This is a genomic window from Buchnera aphidicola (Pentalonia nigronervosa), assembly GCA_014622685.1.
Classification (GTDB): domain Bacteria; phylum Pseudomonadota; class Gammaproteobacteria; order Enterobacterales; family Enterobacteriaceae; genus Buchnera; species Buchnera aphidicola_BD.
In genome coordinates, this window is record CP061275.1 from 305,297 (window position 1) to 325,767 (window position 20,471).

Sequence of the window (20,471 nt, forward strand, 5' to 3'; positions counted from 1 at the left end):
ATTTAGCATGACTAAAAATTACATATTCATTACTGGTGGAGTTGTTTCATCTTTAGGGAAAGGTATTGCAGCTGCCTCACTTGGCGCAATCTTAGAAGCAAGAAATTTAAATATAACAATCATTAAATTGGACCCATATATAAATATTGATCCAGGTACAATGAGCCCAATCCAACATGGAGAAGTTTTTGTAACAGAAGATGGAGCTGAAACTGATTTAGATCTTGGTCATTATGAACGTTTTATTCGAAAAAAAATGACACGTTCAAACAATTTTACTACAGGGGGTATTTATTCTCAAGTGTTAAAAAAGGAAAGGCGAGGTGATTATTTAGGTGCTACAATTCAAGTTATACCGCATATCACTAATACTATTAAAGAAAAAATTATTTTATGCGCACAAAATAGTAATATTATTATTGTAGAAGTTGGAGGGACTGTTGGTGATATTGAATCTTTACCATTTTTAGAAGCAATTCGACAAATGGCTGTGGATATAGGAAGAAAAAATGTTATGTATATACATTTAACATTAGTTCCTTATATAGCTACTGCAGGTGAAATAAAAACTAAACCTACTCAACATTCCGTAAAAGAATTACTGTCAATTGGAATACAACCAGATATACTAATATGTCGATCTGAAAAAACAGTACCTCTAGAAAAAAGAAAAAAAATTGCCTTATTTTGTAATGTACCAGTAAACGCTGTCATTTCATTAAAAGATGTTGACTCAATATACAAAATTCCAAAAGAACTAAACAATCAAAAATTAGATGATTATATTTGTCAATATTTTCAATTAAACGCTCCAGAAGCGAATTTACAAGAATGGGATAAGGTAATTCATGCAGAAAATATTACGAACAAAACTGCTGTTATTGGCATTGTTGGAAAATATGTTAAATTACCTGATGCATATAAGTCAGTCATAGAAGCACTAAAACATGGAGGATGGAAAAATCAAATTAAAATTAACATACAACTAATTAATTCCCAAGAAATTGAACGAAAAAAGTTCAAATTATTAAAACATCTTAATGGTATTTTAATTCCTGGAGGTTTTGGCGATCGAGGTGTAACCGGAAAATTATTATCAGCACAATATGCACGTGAAAATAATATTCCTTATTTTGGTATTTGTTTAGGCATGCAAATTGCTATTATAGAATTTGCACAAAATGTTATTGGAATTAAAGAAGCTAACTCAACGGAATTCGATCCACAATGCGCATATCCTGTTATTGATTTAATTGCTACATTAAATAAAAAAAACTATAAATATAATTATACTAAAAAAAATAATGTTATCTTAAAAGGAACAATGAAGTTGGGAAGTCAACCATGCAAATTAAGCGCTGATAGCTTGTCTAGGAAATTATACAATCAAGATATTATTATAGAACGCCATAGACACCGATATGAAGTCAATAATATTTTATTAAAAAAAATAGAAACAAGAGGATTAAAAGTCACCGGTCGTTCTAAACATAATAATACAGTAGAAATTGTTGAAATTACTAATCATCCATGGTTTTTAGCATGTCAATTTCATCCTGAATTTACTTCTACACCGCGTGACGGACATCCACTATTTATAGATTTTGTAAAATCAGCAGAAAAGAACAAGAAAAAACACCATTTTTTTTTTAAAACACACTGAGGTTAAATATGCCTAAAATCGCCCAAATTATTTCTCGAGAAATAATAGATTCACGTGGATATCCTACTATAGAATCCGAGGTACGACTCACAGATGGATCTATTGGAATATCCTCTGTTCCGTCCGGTGCATCTACCGGTTCTTTAGAAGCAATAGAACTAAGAGATAAAGATAAAAATAGATTTATGGGTCGAGGCGTAAAAAAAGCTGTTTTAATAATTAATACAATCATATTTAAAAAATTGCAAAATCAAAATGCATATGATCAAAAAACAATTGATCAAATTATGATTGATTTAGATGGAACAAATAACAAATCCAATCTTGGTGCTAATGCAATTTTATCTGTATCTTTATCTACCGCAAAAGCAGCAGCTGTATCTAAAAAAATACCTTTATATCAACATATTTCTGAGATAAATCAAACACCAAATGCTTTTTCTATGCCAGTACCTATGATTAACATTATTAATGGTGGAAAACATGCAAATAACAATATTGATATCCAAGAATTTATGATCCAACCAATTGGTGCAAATAGTATTAAACAGGCTATACAAATGGGATGCGAAATATTTTATTCATTAGGAAAGATATTAAAAAAAAATGGTATGAACACAACAGTAGGCGATGAAGGAGGATATGCACCAAATTTAAAATCTAATGAAGCCGCTTTAAACCTTATTCAAGATGCTATAAGTAATACTCCATACAAATTCGGACAAGACATTACATTAGCAATTGATTGTGCCGGATCTGAATTATATAATAAAAAACTAAAAAAATACCAATTCTTACAAGAGAAAATTGATTTTTCTTCACAACAGTTTACTGATTACTTAGAACATCTTTCTAGAAAATATTCTATACTTTCTATAGAAGATGGCCAACACGAATCTGATTGGGATGGATTTTTATATCAAACAAAAAAACTAGGACATAAAATCCAATTAGTTGGAGATGATTTATTTGTCACTAATGCTAATATTTTAAAAAAAGGAATAAAAAAAGGTATCGCAAATGCTATACTTGTAAAACCAAATCAGATCGGAACACTAACAGAAACACTCCAAACCATTAAAATAGCAAAAGAATCAAATTATAATGTTATTATCTCACATCGATCAGGAGAAACAGAAGATACTTTTATAGCTGATTTATCTGTTGGAACATCAGCTGGTCAAATTAAAACAGGATCCGTAAGTCGTTCAGATCGCACTGCAAAATATAATCAACTTATTAGAATAGAAGAACAATTAGGAATAAAAAAAGCGCCCTTCTATAAATTAAAAAGTTAAAATTTATATTTTGAATATTAAAATTATCATCTCCTGACTAATACAATTATAATTTTAAAAAAAAGAATCAGGTATTTTCTTAACATATGCCTGTTTCTTATATATAAATTCTTTATTCAAAATATTTAAATAAAAGCATAAAATATTTGAAAAAATATTTAGGATAATGCAAAGTGAAAGTTTTTATACAGGTTTATTATATTTATATTTTCATGCGTTTATAAGAATGTTTAGTATATTGTTCATAATGCGATACTAGGCATACTAGGATCTATTCTCAAAAAACCAAACTATCTATAAACAAATAATAAATAAATAACATACAAACACAAAGCGGAGTCATACAAATTACAAAAAACAATACTTTTTGCTATTCAAAAAAAAATGGACAACTGAACATGTTCTTGTTACTGGTAGTGAACCATGTATGTATAATTTATTAAATTTAACACACGTGCTAGAAAAAAATATATATGTCAAACTGAACTAGTAGCACGCAATGAATTTTATGCTCTTTTAAAAAACCGGGGTTATATTATCTCCAAAAAAACAAAAATGCGCTAATATATTAATGTTATGATCTAATAAAATATCCATTTTTAAAAAAAACAAAATTTATGTTATTTAAAAAATGTGTTAACAATAATAAATAATAAAAATATAAAATTTTTACGTCTTATTAATAGGAATCAAGAAACATTAAATATATGCGTAAAAACCTGAATAAAAATAATTAGTATTTATTAATACAATTACAAAAATATATTTTAATAAAATGATACAAAATAAACATAACTTCATTCATTCCGATCCAATATAGATGTAACCAGACGTACGAGTGTTTTCACCACAATAACATTTAAAAAAGATAGATTAGGTCTGAAATATGTCTAAATCTACTTGATAAAATTTCGTTTATAGGATTTTCTAAATCAGATATTTTATTTAAATAATAATAATGTAACTGATTATAAAATCGGTTGAACACGGATTTAATTTTTGAATAACCTGTGATCTATCCCGTATTTTTATTAATATCACTTTTTAATATTACACGCACTAAAAAAAATAACCATGCAATCGTCCATATTTTTGATTTCAAAGAACAGATGATAAATAAATGAGCACCTCAAAAAAATTTTAAAATGTAGTTTCTCACATATTTTAATAATTCAATTACGCTTAATACAATATTAAAAATGCATGTTTTTAAATTAATTTTTTGGAAAAATGTGCAACGGATTTATAGTACAACCTTTATAACGTATCTCAAAATATAATCTAGCTACATTTTCTTCGGAAAACCCCATAGTTGCAATTTGTTGTTTTTTATATACTTTATCTTCTTGATGCACTAAAATTGTATCATTGAATCCATACACACTTAAATAATTATTATTATGTTTAATAATTATTAATTTTCCATATTTTTTAAGTTCATCACTGATATACATTACTTTTCCAGATTCTACAGAAAAAATAGGTTGCCCCCGATAACCTAATATTTCTATTTTTTGATCATATGATTTAGAGTCATAAAAATATTTAATATTTTTTCCTTGGATAGGCCATGTCCAATTACCAAAAAAAGATAAAAATTGATTATTTTTTAAAATAGTATTTTTTTTATTTAATTGATTTTTACACGTAAAACAAATATCAAATAAATTCGCATGCTGTATAAGGAAATTCAACATACTTGAAGATGTACTTAAAAAATTACAAAAATAATACTTTTTCTTATTATTTTTATTTTTATTTAGAAAAAAACAAGTGTTTGCTGCAGTGTTAAAAAAAATATCTTTTATCCAAATTTTTTGACCTATAAAAATATGATTAGGTTTTTTAATAAAATTGATTTTGGACAATTCACGATAATCATAACCTAAATTCTTTCCAATAGAATATAATGTATCTCCTCTTTTAACAATATAAAATATTTTAAACATTTTATTTTTTAACAAACCAATAAAATTTTCATTACGAATGATGACTTTTATTTGTTTAGGAAATAAATTATTTCTTATTTTAAAAATTGAAAAACATTCATGTCTATCTGGAGTAATATTATTTTTAGATATATTGTTTGTGTTAAATTTAGGAGAATATCTATTACTTATTAATTCATATTTACATTTTTTACTTATTATACCACCTAATGCAAAATCACTATGTATAAAAAATACACAAAATAAAAAAAATGTCTTCAATAAAATAATTTTTCGTTGCATTAACATCTACTATTTAAATTAAAAAGTTTCTTAAAACGTTAAGATTGTTAACATATATTAGAAATAGTTCCATTAAAATAACATTATTCAAAACTCATCAATGATCAAAAACATAACCGAATAATATGTTATCCCAGTATATATTTCTATAAAAATTTTTTGAAATAATTTCTTGAAAAATAACATTTTTTATATAAAAATTTAAATATACAATTAAATTAATATGCAATTAAAATTGCATTGTGAACTAGATTATTCATCTTGATCAAATTTAAAAATATGCTTTATGAAATAACTATATAAAAATTTACTATTAGAAAATTTACATATTTTGTAAATACGTCTTATTTCGGATATAAATTAATATTTTTTTAAAAAATATGCTAAAAACACATGATTATTAAAAAACGACAAATTTAACGTGCAATATTATTTATTGATTAATATCACATTTTAATTTTAGCATTTGACTTCTAAATAAGTGATTTATTATATGACATTTTATCATATAAAATATTTATGTAAAAAATAAATTTAATGCAGTAATAATGTTATATAAATCCATTTTAAAAATATGTAATTAAGTACATGTAAATTTTTTAAATATTTTAGAAATATATATTATCTAATCTAGATTTACTTTAATGTGAGTATCTATTACACTTATTTAACAAAAATTAAAATTCTTATATTGCTTTAACTTGTAAAAAATAAAATGCATAATATTTGTTTAAATATTTTATCTAAAATATATTATTTCTTGACACAAAATACTAAATTAAAACATATTTTTATCTATTATAAAATAATATAAATAAATAAGAGATAAAACAAATAGAAAAAGAACATGATGACTTAAATATTAAACTACACTAAAATTATTTATATAATATTAAAATTTAAAAAATAATTATTTTAAAAGTATATTCAACAAAGGTATTATTATTAATTTTCATATATTATTGAAATATATTCACAAAAAATATTTAATGAATGCATTTTTTCTTAATGTGTTTAATATTGTTTTGCAATTGTTTAATTCTTAAAATTATTTTTTCATTTCGTTTATCCATACGAAGATTGTTCTGTTCTTCTAATAAAACTGTTTTATACATTTTGATATAATTAAAATAACCATTTTTTCCTAACCATAAAGAATACTGCAACCAAAATAATATAAAAAATAAAAATATTTTTAATATTTTCATAAAATACTCAAAATATATATAATATACTAATGTTAAAAACATTTTTATTACATTTAATTTAACTAAAATTAAAAAATATTTACTATAAGTTATCTTTTAAAAACTATATTATTAATATAATATTAAATATTTTTTATTTAAAATATTTTTAATCTAAAAATAATATATACTTATATATAATAAGTAACTTATGTCACACTGTAATATCATATAATTTATAAAAATTTATTAGTGTATCTGTTATTTTTGTTATTGAACGTTTTATGATATTTTATCAATTATTAAAACAATTAAATTTACTATATTTATTAATTGTAATCAAAATAAATAATCTACTTTTCTATATGTAAAAATAGTTATATCAAAGTAACATGAATAATATTTTTTATAAGAAATAAAACATTAACAAACAAAAAATAAATATCGTGAATAGATAAAATTAATATATTTTAAAAACATTTATAAAAGTAAATTTATTTTTACTACAAAAATAGTACATATTTAATAAAAAACAGTACACCTATGATTTTATATAATTATATGAATTATATTGTATAATACATATTTACATATTATGTAATTTAAAAACAACTATTTTAATAAATATTAAATTTCTTGAAAAATATATGCAATGTTAATCTTATAAATATAAAAAATATCAATAAAAATTCAAAAAAAATACTAAAAAAATTGATCTTATAAAAGATATCGATATATTCATACGTATCTATCTATTTCATATTTTTTGAATGTAAAATAAAATAAAAAATATATCTATATTTTAAAATATCTATGCATATATTTTTTAAAAAAAAATAAAAAATATAGATACTCAATAAACATTTTCAAATTATATAAAATTTATAGATTTAATATACTATCTGTTCTTAACCATCAATTTAGTAAATTCTGTTAATTCGATAATCTAAATATGTACTTTTTGAATTTTTTCAAACATAATTGAAAAAATATTTTGATCTAAATATTATTTTAAAAATATTGATTCATAGAAAAAATCGGATATATCAAAAAAATAACATTTATAATATAAATATACTAATTTTAATTTAGTTATATTTACCTAAAGAAACAAATGTTTCTTTCATATATAAATTGAGAAAAAAATTTAGCTGAATCTAAATGTTTTTAAAAAAATATACTACTAATTTTATAGTATCAATATTTAACATATTTTTCAAAATTTATAAATTTATTTGAATTACGGTAAAATACATATATAACAAATAAAAAAACTAAAATATATTAGATAATACATTATATATGCAGATAAAATAAAAAATTTATACATTTATTTTCAATAACAAAATATGACATAATTACATATTTATACCAAATACATAAATAACTTATAACATTTATACAAAAAATAAACTTTCAAATTAAATAAATACACTGAAAAATAATTTTATAACTGTTAAATAATTATTAAAACAGTCTATAAACACATAATTGAAAAATTAATGAAATAAGAATTTTAATATAATTCACAGTGTTGTTTTTCGTCAGTATATAAATATTACATATAATATGTGCAATTAAATTCATTACAGTCAATTTAGTATGTTCATCAATTATAAATTTTTTCGTATAATTAATGGTATTAAAAATAAAAAAATACATTAAAACAATGTAAATTAAAAAAAATGACTTAATTTTTCAGATGTTATTATTATATTCGAAATAAAAAAATAAAAATTCATAATTATATTAAATTAATATAATTTAAATAAAACTTTAATCGGTAAATTATTTATTATATTTATCGATTGAATATATAAATGAATAATACTAATTTTTATGTTTTTTAGAATTCTTTCTTATCACAACTCAAATAATTGTTTTAATTTCTTTTTTTTTTGATGTTTTATAGAAATAATTATAATATTTTTTAATAAATAAAGAATTTTTAGTATAAAAATACAAAACATATTTTTTAAAATATAAAAAATTACAACACAATAATAAATTTAAAAAATATATTTTATATTTTTTGTATATTTTTATTTTTTTTATTATAGATAAATGTATGCACATTTTTAAAATATTCACAATACCTTTAAAAATGTATTCTTCTTAAATAAAATTAAAACTTATTAACATTTAAATAATATTTTCTCAACTTCAAAGAAAAAATATAAAATTATGTTCTTTTTCAAAAAATTCTATTATATATTAATAAATAAATCATATGTTTTAAAAACATTTTTAAAAAAAATTTTTCAAAATAATATTTATTTGTTTACGTTATAAAAAATCAATTATGTAATTAAAATATTTATTAATTCAATAAAATATGAAAAAAAACAAGATATTTTTAAGATACAGTTTAAAAAAAATGACCAAGTATTAATTAATACATATTGTATTTAATTTAACATATTTTTAATATTTCGTTGTTATAAGTGAAACGCATTTATTTAAAAAATAGAATGTTTCATCAAATACTAAAAAATGCTAATATTATAACTTATTACAAAAAATCATTATTACTTAAAAAGTAGAAAAATTTAATCCATAATATACTATACATTACATTTAAAAATAACTATTCTTGTAAAAATACTATCTTAATCTTAATTAATCAAAATATAATTAAACGTTTAATACACACTTAAACATCAGTCGTGTTAAAATTTTTAAAAAATATGCTTCTAAAAAATTAATATAAGTTTATTAAAATTAATATAATACAGAAACATCAGTTACATAAAATTTTTATTATTTTTTAAATTGTATTTTAAAATACAAACATATGATGCTCATCAATAAAAAAATATAGTATTTTAATATTAACAATAAATCTTTAATTTTTAAATAATTACACTAAATTCAATATAGAACACGTACTAATTAATACCAATGAAAAAACAACATGATGCGTTTAAGATGAACTCTTAAATTATTTATAACGCATATTTCTATTTATTTATGAATTAAAACAATTTCATTTGTTATTAAAAATACTTAATTGGGTTATTAATATCATTTTCATTCCTTTTAAAACATCAATATTTTATTAATATTTAAATAAAGAACAATATCATAATATAATTTCAATATAATACCTATTTTCTATAAATATATTAAAACTATTTTTACACATATAAAAAATTTATCAAAAAACGACAACGTAAAGTTTATTGGCAGTTTATTTTTTTCGCAAAAAATATCACATAGAAAATAACGTAATTTCTATAAAAACATTATAATTAAATACTAAAAAATATCCCTGTAATAATAAATATACGTTAAAAATAATTGCAAATAAAATTTTAAAACCAAAAAATTATACCAATATTTTTTACATACTCTCTATAATAATTTTACAAAAATTATTTTTTATTCTAAGCATATCATAGAAGATATATACATTATATTTAGTATTTAAAAGATTAAACCGCTTATTTTTATTCACATTTTTTTGTATACATTGTAATTAAAAAATAATACATATTTTTATCTTCTAAAAATATAAATTTATCTTTTTTGCGATACTGTCCACTACATTATTAGATTAATATTATAGAAAAATAACTAACAATAAAAACAATAGTTTTACATAAAAGTTTTTATAACGACTATTGTATAATAGTTTTACATGCATTACTTTTAATCAAATCTAAAAAATTACATGCACATGTATATAAACAATAAAATAAGTGTATTAGTTTCTATAAAACCATAAAAATATGTATTTGTATACTACATAAAAAAATATGTTAATAATATAACTATTACATTTAAAATATAAAAATTATGTTTTCAAAAATAAATTTTTCAATATATCACGTATATATATACTTTTATTTCATTTAAAAACACAAAGTAAAATGTTTAACCTGCTTCATGTAATATTGTAAAACTATCTTAAAATTTTATTGTATGAAAAATATTAATTAAACGATCATTAAATAAAAATACCATTAAAATTATAAAAAAAGAAAAATATATTAAAATAAGAAAATAACATTAAAATAACTAATATGATTATAATTTAACAAATATTTTTAAATAAATTTTCAAAAATAATATTTTAATTGATTTGTATAAATAAAGTGTCTATTGTGTAAAAAAAATCAAAAATTTTAACAAATTATTATTGTAAAAACAAATATTATTCTATTTTAAATTATGTAATCAATATTTATATTAAAAAAATGAAATTAAATTTAAATTATTCTTTACATTGCACATTTTAAAAAAATCGATCATCTGTATGTTAAATTGTATAAAAATTATAAATATTCATCATATTTTATTTTTTTTATAAAAAATTTCAATTTTTTATAAAAAACTGTACTTTATTTCTGTTAAAAATATTATAACAATACAACATAATCTATCACTTTTAAACAATAAAACATGTAATTTTTGGTAATTTTACATATCACGGAAAAATTATTTAAAAAAATGATTATAATAAAATATATAATTAATAAAAATTAATACCTTAAAATAACATTCATAACTTCTTTTAATTGATAATCTGAAAGATTGTTAATATAATTAAAAAATATAATTTTTAACATATATACAAATTGAAAATACAATGTTTTATACACAAATTAAATATAACACTATTACATTAAATTTCACATATTTTAAAAATTTAAAAACATCGAAAAATTAATATTTGAATATTTAAAAAAAATCCATTCACATCAAAGATTAAAATATATCCAAAAACAAAAATATGTTAAAATCGCATCATTAATATAATTATTTCAAACATTAACATACATATTCTTTAAAAAAATTTTCATTCTTTAAAAAAATTTTCATTCTTTAAAAAAATTTTCATTCTTTAAAAAAATTTTCATTCTTTAAAAAAATTTTCATTCTTTAAAAAAATTTTCATTCTTTAAAAAAATTTTCATTCTTTAAAAAAATTTTCATTCTTTAAAAAAATTTTACATGTTTTAAATCAGAATGCCATTGATATATTTATTATATCTGTACTTTTTGATGGCGTCTCATATTCTTAAAAGAACATGTATTTAAAAAAACATAAAAATATCAGTAGTAACATAAAAAATCATTTATTTTTATACATATTTCTAATATATACTTAAGAATCAAAAAAAAAAAAAAAAAAAAAAAAAAAAAAATCTTTATGATCTTATGTAGTATAATTTTATCTTTTAACATTTCAGCACATGAATTCACTAATAAACAAGAATACACCACAAAGCATACAAAAATAAAACACGTGCCTAAAATAATAGAATTATTTTCTTTTTTTTGTCCATATTGTTATGAAGTTCAAAAAAAATACCATTTTTCAAACTTAATCAATAAAAATTTAAACAAAAATATACATATTAAAACATATCACGTTAATTTTTTAGGTGGAAAACTGAGTAATGTATTAACAAAAGCTTGGATCATAGCGCAAAAAATGAAAATTGAAGATAAAATTATGCTGCCTATGTTTGCAGGAATTCAAAAAACTCATACTATTAAAAATGTTCGTCATATAAGAGAACTGTTTTTTAAAATAGCTGGAGTAAATATAAATGACTATAATAAGTTTTGGAATAGTTTGTCTATAAAAATCTTAACAAAAAAAACAAATCAAATTGTTAAAAAATGTCATTTATATCATGTTCCAACTATATTAATAAATGGAAAATACATAATTGATTATTATAGATTAGAAAGTATTTTTAAAAATCAATTACCTGAAAAATATATCCAACTTATCAATTTTTTAATGTATAAAAAATGATATCTTATTCAGTATAATTATAAAAATCATAATTAATTTATTTACACTGCAAATACTATTTTCTTGTTACGCTTGCATGATTTATTAAAAAAATACAAAAACACAAACAGCAATATTTTATATAAAAATTATTTGATATTTTAAAAACATGATTCATATAAAAAAAAATCCAATTATCATAATTGACGGAAATTTATATTTATATCGTTATTACTACGTTTTTCCAAATTTTAAAAATGCATCTGGAACACCATCTGGTGCAATATATGGAATGATTAAAATGATATATTCACTTTTAAATAAATATAAAGATTCTAAAAAGTTTATTATTATATTCGATTCTTCTAAGAATACATTTAGAAAAAAAATATTTAAAGAATATAAAAATCATAGAAAACCCATGCCTAACACTCTCTATGTTCAAATTGCACCACTCTTAACAATTCTCAAAAATTCAGGAATTAAAACACTAACCATAAAAAATGTAGAAGCTGACGATATTATTGGTAGTTTATCTTATAAATTTGAAAAAGAAGGAGAAGAAATACTCATTGTTAGCGATGATAAAGATATGTTACAATTGATTACAGAAAACATTTATGTATTAAATAAAAGTAATAACATCATCACATTGCAAACAATACAAAAAAAATATGGTATTCGACCTAAATCGCTAATTGATTTATTAGCATTAACAGGAGACGTATCAGATAATATTCCTGGAATACCTAAGATTGGAATAAAAACAGCATTGTATTTACTACAAACATTTTCTAATATTAAGAACATTTATTACAACATAAAAAAAATACCAAATCTATCTTTTCGCAATGCTAAAAACATTGCAATTCAATTAAAAAATTATAAAAAAACTGCATTTATTTCATATGAACTAGCAAAAATTAAACTGGACGTTCCAATTCAGATTACCTTAGAAGAAATAAATTTAAAATTGCATTCCTCTAAAAAATTACTTGATTCATTCAAAGAATATGATTCTCAAAAATAAAAAATAAAATTTAAAACACATGAAACATGTAACTTTATCATTTAAAATCAGTAATATAATTAAAAAAATACCAATTATTAATCTGTAACATTAACTGTTTAACACCAATTTTTTTTGTAGAAGAAAATAGTTCAATTTTAAAAAAATACAATGACGTCTTTAATTTTTCATATACCTTTCTTAATTGAATTTGTTGATAAGTAAATGTTACTTTATCACATTTAGTTAATAGGATTAATATAGGAATGTTGTTTTTAATCATCATATTAATTATTTTTTCATCTAAAATCTTTATAGGACATCTAATATCCATTAAAAGAACTAAACCTTTTAAAAATTTTCTTTGTGATAAATAAAAATATACTGTTTTTTGCCATTTATTTTTCATCTCTAAAGCAGCTTTCGCATAACCATAACCAGGAAGATCGACAATTCTAAAACCAGAAACTACTTCAAAAAAATTAATTAATTGCGTTCTTCCAGGAGTTTTACTAGCACGTGCTAATTTCTTTTGATTAGTTAAAACGTTAATAGCACTGGATTTTCCTGAATTAGAATAACCAGCGAAAGCAATCTCAATACTACTTTTCAAAGGCATATCAGAAATTCTAGAATAACTATTAAAAAAATACGTTTTTTGATAATTTAGTGAACGCAAAATGTAATCCTATTTTAAAAAAATGCGTAAAAATAAAACTGTTTTCATAACAATACTATTCATGTAAAATTATTACTCAAAATACTTTAAAAAACTATATCATATTATAACATTTGATAAACAGTGTTTTTAATATTGAAAACATAATCATCTCTATAAAAAAATCAGTATTTTCTTTTTGTATAATCTCAAAAAAACCAATCTAAATATATCTATATTTTGCAAGATTTATCTTTAATAGGAAAAAGAATGTATAAAAACATCAGAAACATCGCTATTATAGCACATGTTGATCATGGAAAAACCACATTACTTGATAAACTATTACAACAATCTGGTGCTTTCAAAGAACACGAAGAACATACAGAACGCATAATGGATTCTAATGCAATAGAAAAAGAAAGAGGTATCACAATACTATCTAAGCACACTTCAATAAAATGGAAAAGTTATATTATAAATATTATTGACACTCCAGGTCATGCTGATTTTGGTGGTGAAGTAGAACGTGTTATGTCTATGGTAGATTCAGTGCTGCTTGTAGTAGATGCATTAGACGGACCCATGCCACAAACACGTTTTGTAACACAAAAAGCATTTAAATATCAACTAAACCCCATTGTGGTCGTCAATAAAATTGATAGAATTCATTCTCGTCCAGATTGGGTAATAGATCAAGTATTTGATCTGTTTGTTGATCTCAATGCGAATGATGCACAATTAGATTTTCCTGTAATTTACACTTCTGCTATCTTTGGAACTGCAGGAGCAGATTACCGTAATATGAAAGAAGATATGACTCCATTGTATGAAGCAATTATTAAATATACACCTGCTCCTGATGTAGATCTGACAAAAAAATTTCAAATGCAAATTTCTCAATTAGATTACAATAACTATTTAGGCATAATTGGAATCGGACGTATAAAACAAGGATTTATACAGCCTCATGATTCTGTAATAGTTATTGATAATTTTCAAAATAGACGAACTGCAAAAGTAAATAAAGTTTTGAATCATGTTGGATTAAAAAGAATTGAAACTCAAAAGGGAATACCTGGAGATATTATCGCAATTACAGGATTAGGCAATTTAAATATTTCTGATACAATATGTCATCCAGATTATGTCAAACCTTTGCCAGCATTAAGTATCGATGAACCTACTGTAAAAATGTTTTTTTCAGTTAATACTTCACCTTTTTCAGGAAGGGAAGGTAAATATCTTACATCTCGACAAATTTTTGAAAGATTAAAAAAAGAAACTGTTCATAATGTTGCATTACAAGTTCAAACAACAGAAAATGCAAATGTTTTTTCTGTTTCAGGACGAGGTGAATTACATTTATCTATATTAATTGAAAATATGCGACGTGAAGGATTTGAATTAGAAGTTTCACGTCCCAAAATTATTTCTAAAGAAATCAACGGAATACGAAAAGAACCATTTGAAAACATTATTTTAGAAATTGAAGATAAACATCAAGGAAATGTTATGCAATTTATGGGTTCTAAAAAAAGTAATTTAAAAAATATCATCATAGAAAAAACAAATCGAGTTCGCCTTGAATATGTATTATCAAGTCGATCGCTAATTGGTTTTCGTTCAGAATTTATGAATTTAACATCTGGAACAGGTCTGTTTTATTCGTCATTTAGTCATTATGATACATATCAAAAAAATAATGTAGGACAAAGAAAAAACGGTGTTTTAATTTCTAAAAAAACAGGTACAGCAATTGGATTTTCTTTGTTTAATTTGCAAGAACGAGGAAAACTATTTTTAGAGCATGGTGAACAAGTGTACGAAGGTCAAATAATAGGATTACACAATCGATCTAATGACTTAACAGTTAATTGCTTAATTGGAAAAAAACTAACTAATATGAGAGCGTCTGGAACTGACGAAGCGATAATTTTAACTACTGCTATTCATTTTACATTAGAAGAAGCAATTGGATTTATCAACGATGATGAATTAGTTGAAATTACACCTAAATCAATACGTCTAAGAAAACGTTTATTAAAAGAAAACGAAAGAAAGAAAGCATATAGAAAAAACAAATAAGCAAAAAATGTCAATTGTCTTTACAAAAAATAAATTATTTATATAATTCTATTTTTAATAGAATTATATAAAAATATAACATATTTTATATTTTCTAAACATTTAACAACATCAATATTTCAATAATTTAGAAATTAAAATGTTATGCTTATCTTGTTGTTTTAATAAACATAAATGTTCAGCAGAAATAATAGTTAATAAATTATTAATCGCTTGATTAAAATCATCGTTGATAATTAAATAATCATATTCCGAATAATGAGTCATTTCGTTTATTGCTTGTTTCATTCTATTTTGAATAATTACATTACTATCTTGTCCTCGTTTTATTAATCTTTTATAGAGTGCATCTTTAGACGGAGGCAATAAAAAAATACTTCTTGATTCCGGTATTATATGTCGAATTTGTTGCGCTCCCTGCCAATCAATATCTAAAAATACATCTTTTCCAGAAAATAACATATCTTCAATGTATTCACGTGATGTACCATAATAATGATTAAAAACTTTTGCGTATTCTAAAAAAACATTCTTTTTAATCATTATTTTAAATTCTTGATTAGATACAAAATAATAATGCTGTCCATATAGTTCACCAGGTCGTATAAAACGAGTAGTATATGAAATAGAAACTACAACATTATGCAAAGATTTTTCTTTTAACAGTTCTTTAATTAAACTTGACTTTCCTGTTCCACTCGGAGCAGAAATAATAAATAGAATACCTTTAGACATAATAATTTAAAATCACCAGTATATTTTTATAAAAATATAAAATGATATATCAATATTTATATTTTTTAGACATTAAAAAATTTCAGAAAAATAACATTTAAAAAAACCATCAACTTTTAGGTATTAAAAAAATACTATTTAATCCACGAATACGAAATATGCTGTTTTTGTTGATCATTCCGTTTAAAACAACTTGTATCCAAATTTCTTGAAATTTTACATGGATTGCATATAGTAAAACACCAATTTTGCACCATTTATTTTTTATAAAAATTTCAACAATAGAGCCTATTTTTGGAAAAATATTACCTATACCAACTAATAAACATAAAAAACGCTTATTTAGCTTTTTAAAAAAAATTCGTGCGATCATTTCTTGTCCATAAAAACACCCTTTATGTAAACTAATACCATTAAGCTTTTCTAAATTAATTGCTTGGGGAAAAAACATTTGTGCTGATTGATTCTCAATAATAGGAAATCCTGATTCCATATCCAACAATGTCCATTGCTTACTGTTACTAAAAAAGATTTTTTTGTCTATACTGTTTTTAAAAAAAGTAAATCGTTCTGAAGAAAAAATTAATAAAAACCGCTCAGAAGGCTGCAAAAATCGCAATATTGATTGTTCACAGTTATGCATGACAAATTGTTTATTACTCGGAACTTTTTCAAATAAATCTAATAAAAATAACCTCGCATTTTTTCCAGCTATACCGATCAAAAAAATTTTTTTTAATTGATTAATTTCTACATTAGAAAAGGTAGAATATTTCTTTAGCTCTTTTATTTGAATATCAGATACACTTTTTCGTTGAATATAAGCATAGCCTGTTTCATAATGAAATAAATGCATTGTACTCCATACTTTTCCGTTAAAATTACAATGTGCACATAAAACATGGTTATTATTTGACAATAAATTTAAATCAATAGTTAATTGATTTTGTAAATACTTTTTACTATCATCTCCTGTTATATGAACTAAGGACCATTCTGTCAGTTGGATTATTGTCAACAACAATTCTTTTTGAGGATAAACAAAATGACGATCTGGTATGTATGCAAACATAATTTTTCCTATAAAATACCAATAAATTGCGTAATTTAATCAAAATACATGAATTTGTATAATGAAATATATATAATAATAAACATGTAATCGTAATTTTTTTAAATTATCAAATATTCTTGACATCAAAATTGTATTCCACAAACACAAAAAGTACACATTATGTTAGAAATCAATATCATCAATAATGAAATTATTAATTTTAAAAAACGCATCAAAGATTTAAAGAGGTGTCTTTGACTATCATGCAAAAAAATCACGTATTTTAGAAATTGATATAGAATTATCATCACCTAAAATATGGAATATACCAAAAATTATAAAAAAACTAAATCAAGAAAAATCATTATTAAATTTAACAATTAAAACTATTCAAAATATAGAAAAAGAAATAAATGAAATAATGATTTTTTTAGATCTAGCAATAGAAACTGAAGATAATTTAATATTTCAAGATCTTATTGCCGAAATAATTCACATAAAAGAAAAAATTAAAAAAATTGAATTTTATCGTATGTTTTCAAAAATACACGATCATTGCAATTGTTATGTAGACATACAATCTGGTTCCGGCGGTATAGAAGCGCAAGATTGGTCACAAATGCTACTTAGAATGTATTTAAAATGGTTAAATAAAAAAGGATTTGTAACAAGTATTATCAGTGAGACCAGTGGGGGTGTTACTGGTATTAAATCTTGTACTATTAAAGTATGTGGAGCATACGCCTTTGGCTGGATGCGAACTGAAGCAGGTATACATCGTTTAATTAGAAAAAGTCCGTTTGATTCTGGAAAACGACGCCATACATCTTTTAGCTCAGTTTTTACATATCCAGAACTAGATGATAAAACTGAAATAAAAATTAATTTATCTGATCTCAGAATTGATGTATACAGAGCGTCTGGTGCAGGAGGACAACACGTAAATAGAACTGAATCTGCTGTCCGAATTACTCATATTCCTACAAACATTATTACTCAATGTCAAAATTATCGATCCCAACATAAAAATAAAGAACAAGCAATAAAACAAATGCAATCAAAATTGCATGAAATTCATATGAAAAACGAAGAAAAGAAAAAACAACAACTTGAAAAAAACAAACCAAATATTACATGGGGCAATCAAATACGATCTTATATTTTAGATAGTTCAAAAATTAAAGATCTCAGAACAGGAATCGAAAATAATAATATTCAATCTGTTTTAAACGGCAATTTAGATGAATTTATTGAACAAAGTTTAATAATTGGGATATAAGAAAAAATAATGATAAACGATAAAAATATTAATATGACTAGAAATGATAACCATGAAATTAACATGAGAAAGAAAAAACTAAGTAATATGAAAAAAACAGGATTTTCTTTTCCAAATAATTTTAAAAAAAACATCACTTTAAAACAAATTTATCAAAAATTTCAAAATAAAAATTTTTCAGAATTAAAAACTTTACATGTATGCGTGTGTATTGCTGGTCGAATGATACAAAAACGAGTTATGGGGCAAGCATCATTTATTGTAATACAAGAAATGGAAAATCAAATACAAATATATGTACAAGCAAAAAAAATAACATCAAGTTTTTACAACGAACATTTTAAACAATGGGACGTTGGAGATATATTAGGAATTACAGGAATTCTATTTAAAACTAAAACACAAGAACTATCAGTATTTTGCACAAAATTAACAATATTAAACAAAGCATTAAAACCATTACCTAACAAATTTCATGGACTATCTAATCAAGAAATAAGATATCGACAACGATATTTAGATTTAATTAGTAACAATAAATTATATAAAGTTTTTAAACAACGTTCAATTATTATTTCAGAAATTCGAAATTTCATGGTACAAAATCAATTTTTAGAAGTAGAAACACCTATGTTACATAATATTCCAGGTGGAGCAAATGCACGTCCTTTTGTCACTTATCATAATGAAATTAATAAAGAAATGTATTTACGAATTGCACCAGAATTATATTTAAAACAATTGATTATTGGTGGATTTGAACGAATTTTTGAATTAAATAAAAACTTCCGAAATGAAGGTGTATCTGCTCGTCATAATCCAGAATTTACAATGATGGAAGCATATATTGCATATTCCAGTTATAAAGAAATGATGGATCTAACAGAAAATTTACTAAAAAAAATAACACAATCAATTTTTAAAAATACTATCATTAAATATAACAATAATTATTTTGATTTTAACAAACCCTTTGACAAATTAACTATGCAAAATGCTATTTTAAAATTTAATCAAAACATTCAATTATCTGATTTAAAAAATATCGACAAAATCAAAAAAATTGCACAATCCATGAATATTAAAATACAGCATACTTGGAAAATAGGACAAATACAAACTGAAATTTTTGAAAAGACAGTAGAAAAAAAATTAATTCAACCAACATTCGTTACAGAATATCCAATTGCAGTTTCACCATTAGCCAAGCGAGATCATACTAACCCACATATTGCTGAAAGATTTGAATTATTTATTGCTGGATATGAAATTGGTAATGGTTTTTCAGAATTAAACGATGCAGAAGATCAAAAAAATCGATTTTTAGAACAAATTGAAATTAATGAAAAGCAATCTCAAAAAAATATATTTTATGACAAAAATTATATAGAAGCATTAAAATATGGATTACCTCCTACATCAGGGTTAGGAATTGGAGTTGATCGATTAATTATGATACTAACAAATCAAAATAGTATTCGTGACGTAATTTTATTCCCGACACTACGACCATTATAGAT

At 22.1% G+C, this 20,471-nt stretch carries 12 protein-coding genes; 7 read left to right on the forward strand and 5 right to left on the reverse strand.

Annotation, left to right across the window (positions count from 1 at the left end):
- The first annotated feature begins 7 nt into the window (after positions 1-7).
- Positions 8-1,663, forward strand: coding sequence for a CTP synthase (locus ICW73_01310; GenBank protein ID QNS02077.1), 1,656 nt, complete (start codon positions 8-10; stop codon positions 1,661-1,663).
- 8 nt (positions 1,664-1,671) lie between these two features.
- Positions 1,672-2,961, forward strand: a complete 1,290-nt coding sequence (gene eno / locus ICW73_01315; protein QNS02078.1) for a phosphopyruvate hydratase — start codon at positions 1,672-1,674, stop codon at positions 2,959-2,961.
- Positions 2,962-4,175: 1,214 nt separating this feature from the next.
- Here eno and ICW73_01320 read toward each other — a convergent pair.
- The gene (locus ICW73_01320) at positions 4,176-5,198 is read right to left on the reverse strand and encodes a peptidoglycan DD-metalloendopeptidase family protein (GenBank protein QNS01624.1); all 1,023 of its coding nucleotides are present in this window, start codon (positions 5,196-5,198) and stop codon (positions 4,176-4,178) included.
- Between the two features lie 980 nt (positions 5,199-6,178).
- Entirely contained in the window at positions 6,179-6,400 is a 222-nt protein-coding gene (locus tag ICW73_01325) for a cell division protein FtsB (protein ID QNS01625.1), read from the reverse strand.
- 5,134 nt (positions 6,401-11,534) lie between these two features.
- On the opposite strand from ICW73_01325, the gene ICW73_01330 reads away from it, so the two are divergent.
- Both ICW73_01330 and ICW73_01335 read left to right on the forward strand, forming a co-directional pair.
- Entirely contained in the window at positions 11,535-12,149 is a 615-nt protein-coding gene (locus tag ICW73_01330) for a DsbA family protein (protein QNS01626.1), read from the forward strand.
- A 148-nt stretch (positions 12,150-12,297) separates the two neighbouring features.
- Entirely contained in the window at positions 12,298-13,158 is an 861-nt protein-coding gene (locus tag ICW73_01335) for a 5'-3' exonuclease (protein ID QNS01627.1), read from the forward strand.
- Positions 13,159-13,195: 37 nt separating this feature from the next.
- Here the strand turns inward: ICW73_01335 and ICW73_01340 are convergent, their stop codons facing one another.
- The gene (locus ICW73_01340; protein QNS01628.1) at positions 13,196-13,816 is read right to left on the reverse strand and encodes a YihA family ribosome biogenesis GTP-binding protein; all 621 of its coding nucleotides are present in this window, start codon (positions 13,814-13,816) and stop codon (positions 13,196-13,198) included.
- Between the two features lie 249 nt (positions 13,817-14,065).
- On the opposite strand from ICW73_01340, the gene typA reads away from it, so the two are divergent.
- On the forward strand, positions 14,066-15,883 hold the full coding sequence (gene typA / locus ICW73_01345) for a translational GTPase TypA (protein QNS01629.1): 1,818 nt from the start codon (positions 14,066-14,068) through the stop codon (positions 15,881-15,883).
- A 111-nt stretch (positions 15,884-15,994) separates the two neighbouring features.
- Here the strand turns inward: typA and gmk are convergent, their stop codons facing one another.
- Both gmk and ygfZ read right to left on the reverse strand, forming a co-directional pair.
- The gene (gmk, locus tag ICW73_01350; protein ID QNS01630.1) at positions 15,995-16,618 is read right to left on the reverse strand and encodes a guanylate kinase; all 624 of its coding nucleotides are present in this window, start codon (positions 16,616-16,618) and stop codon (positions 15,995-15,997) included.
- 109 nt (positions 16,619-16,727) lie between these two features.
- The gene (gene ygfZ / locus ICW73_01355) at positions 16,728-17,690 is read right to left on the reverse strand and encodes a tRNA-modifying protein YgfZ (GenBank protein ID QNS01631.1); all 963 of its coding nucleotides are present in this window, start codon (positions 17,688-17,690) and stop codon (positions 16,728-16,730) included.
- A 162-nt stretch (positions 17,691-17,852) separates the two neighbouring features.
- On the opposite strand from ygfZ, the gene prfB reads away from it, so the two are divergent.
- Positions 17,853-18,951, forward strand: a protein-coding gene (prfB, locus tag ICW73_01360; GenBank protein ID QNS01632.1) for a peptide chain release factor 2 whose coding sequence is annotated in 2 segments (ribosomal slippage) — positions 17,853-17,927 and positions 17,929-18,951 — 1,098 coding nt in all. Because the reading frame shifts where the segments join, the coding sequence is not laid out codon by codon here.
- 9 nt (positions 18,952-18,960) lie between these two features.
- Positions 18,961-20,469 carry a lysine--tRNA ligase gene (lysS, locus tag ICW73_01365; protein ID QNS01633.1) on the forward strand — a complete coding sequence of 503 codons (1,509 nt, stop codon included), beginning with the start codon at positions 18,961-18,963 and terminating at the stop codon, positions 20,467-20,469.
- Positions 20,470-20,471: the final 2 nt, after the last annotated feature.

What these genes read in the sequence shown, in the direction of transcription:
- ICW73_01330 (QNS01626.1), top strand. Translation starts at nt 11,535, where the DNA reads ATGATCTTATGTAGTATAATTTTATCTTTTAACATTTCAGCACATGAA.
- lysS (QNS01633.1), top strand. Translation starts at nt 18,961, where the DNA reads ATGATAAACGATAAAAATATTAATATGACTAGAAATGATAACCATGAA.
- ICW73_01310 (QNS02077.1), top strand. Translation starts at nt 8, where the DNA reads ATGACTAAAAATTACATATTCATTACTGGTGGAGTTGTTTCATCTTTA.
- ygfZ (QNS01631.1), bottom strand. Translation starts at nt 17,690, where the DNA reads ATGTTTGCATACATACCAGATCGTCATTTTGTTTATCCTCAAAAAGAA.
- ICW73_01325 (QNS01625.1), bottom strand. Translation starts at nt 6,400, where the DNA reads ATGAAAATATTAAAAATATTTTTATTTTTTATATTATTTTGGTTGCAG.
- gmk (QNS01630.1), bottom strand. Translation starts at nt 16,618, where the DNA reads ATGTCTAAAGGTATTCTATTTATTATTTCTGCTCCGAGTGGAACAGGA.
- ICW73_01335 (QNS01627.1), top strand. Translation starts at nt 12,298, where the DNA reads ATGATTCATATAAAAAAAAATCCAATTATCATAATTGACGGAAATTTA.
- ICW73_01320 (QNS01624.1), bottom strand. Translation starts at nt 5,198, where the DNA reads ATGTTAATGCAACGAAAAATTATTTTATTGAAGACATTTTTTTTATTT.
- eno (QNS02078.1), top strand. Translation starts at nt 1,672, where the DNA reads ATGCCTAAAATCGCCCAAATTATTTCTCGAGAAATAATAGATTCACGT.
- typA (QNS01629.1), top strand. Translation starts at nt 14,066, where the DNA reads ATGTATAAAAACATCAGAAACATCGCTATTATAGCACATGTTGATCAT.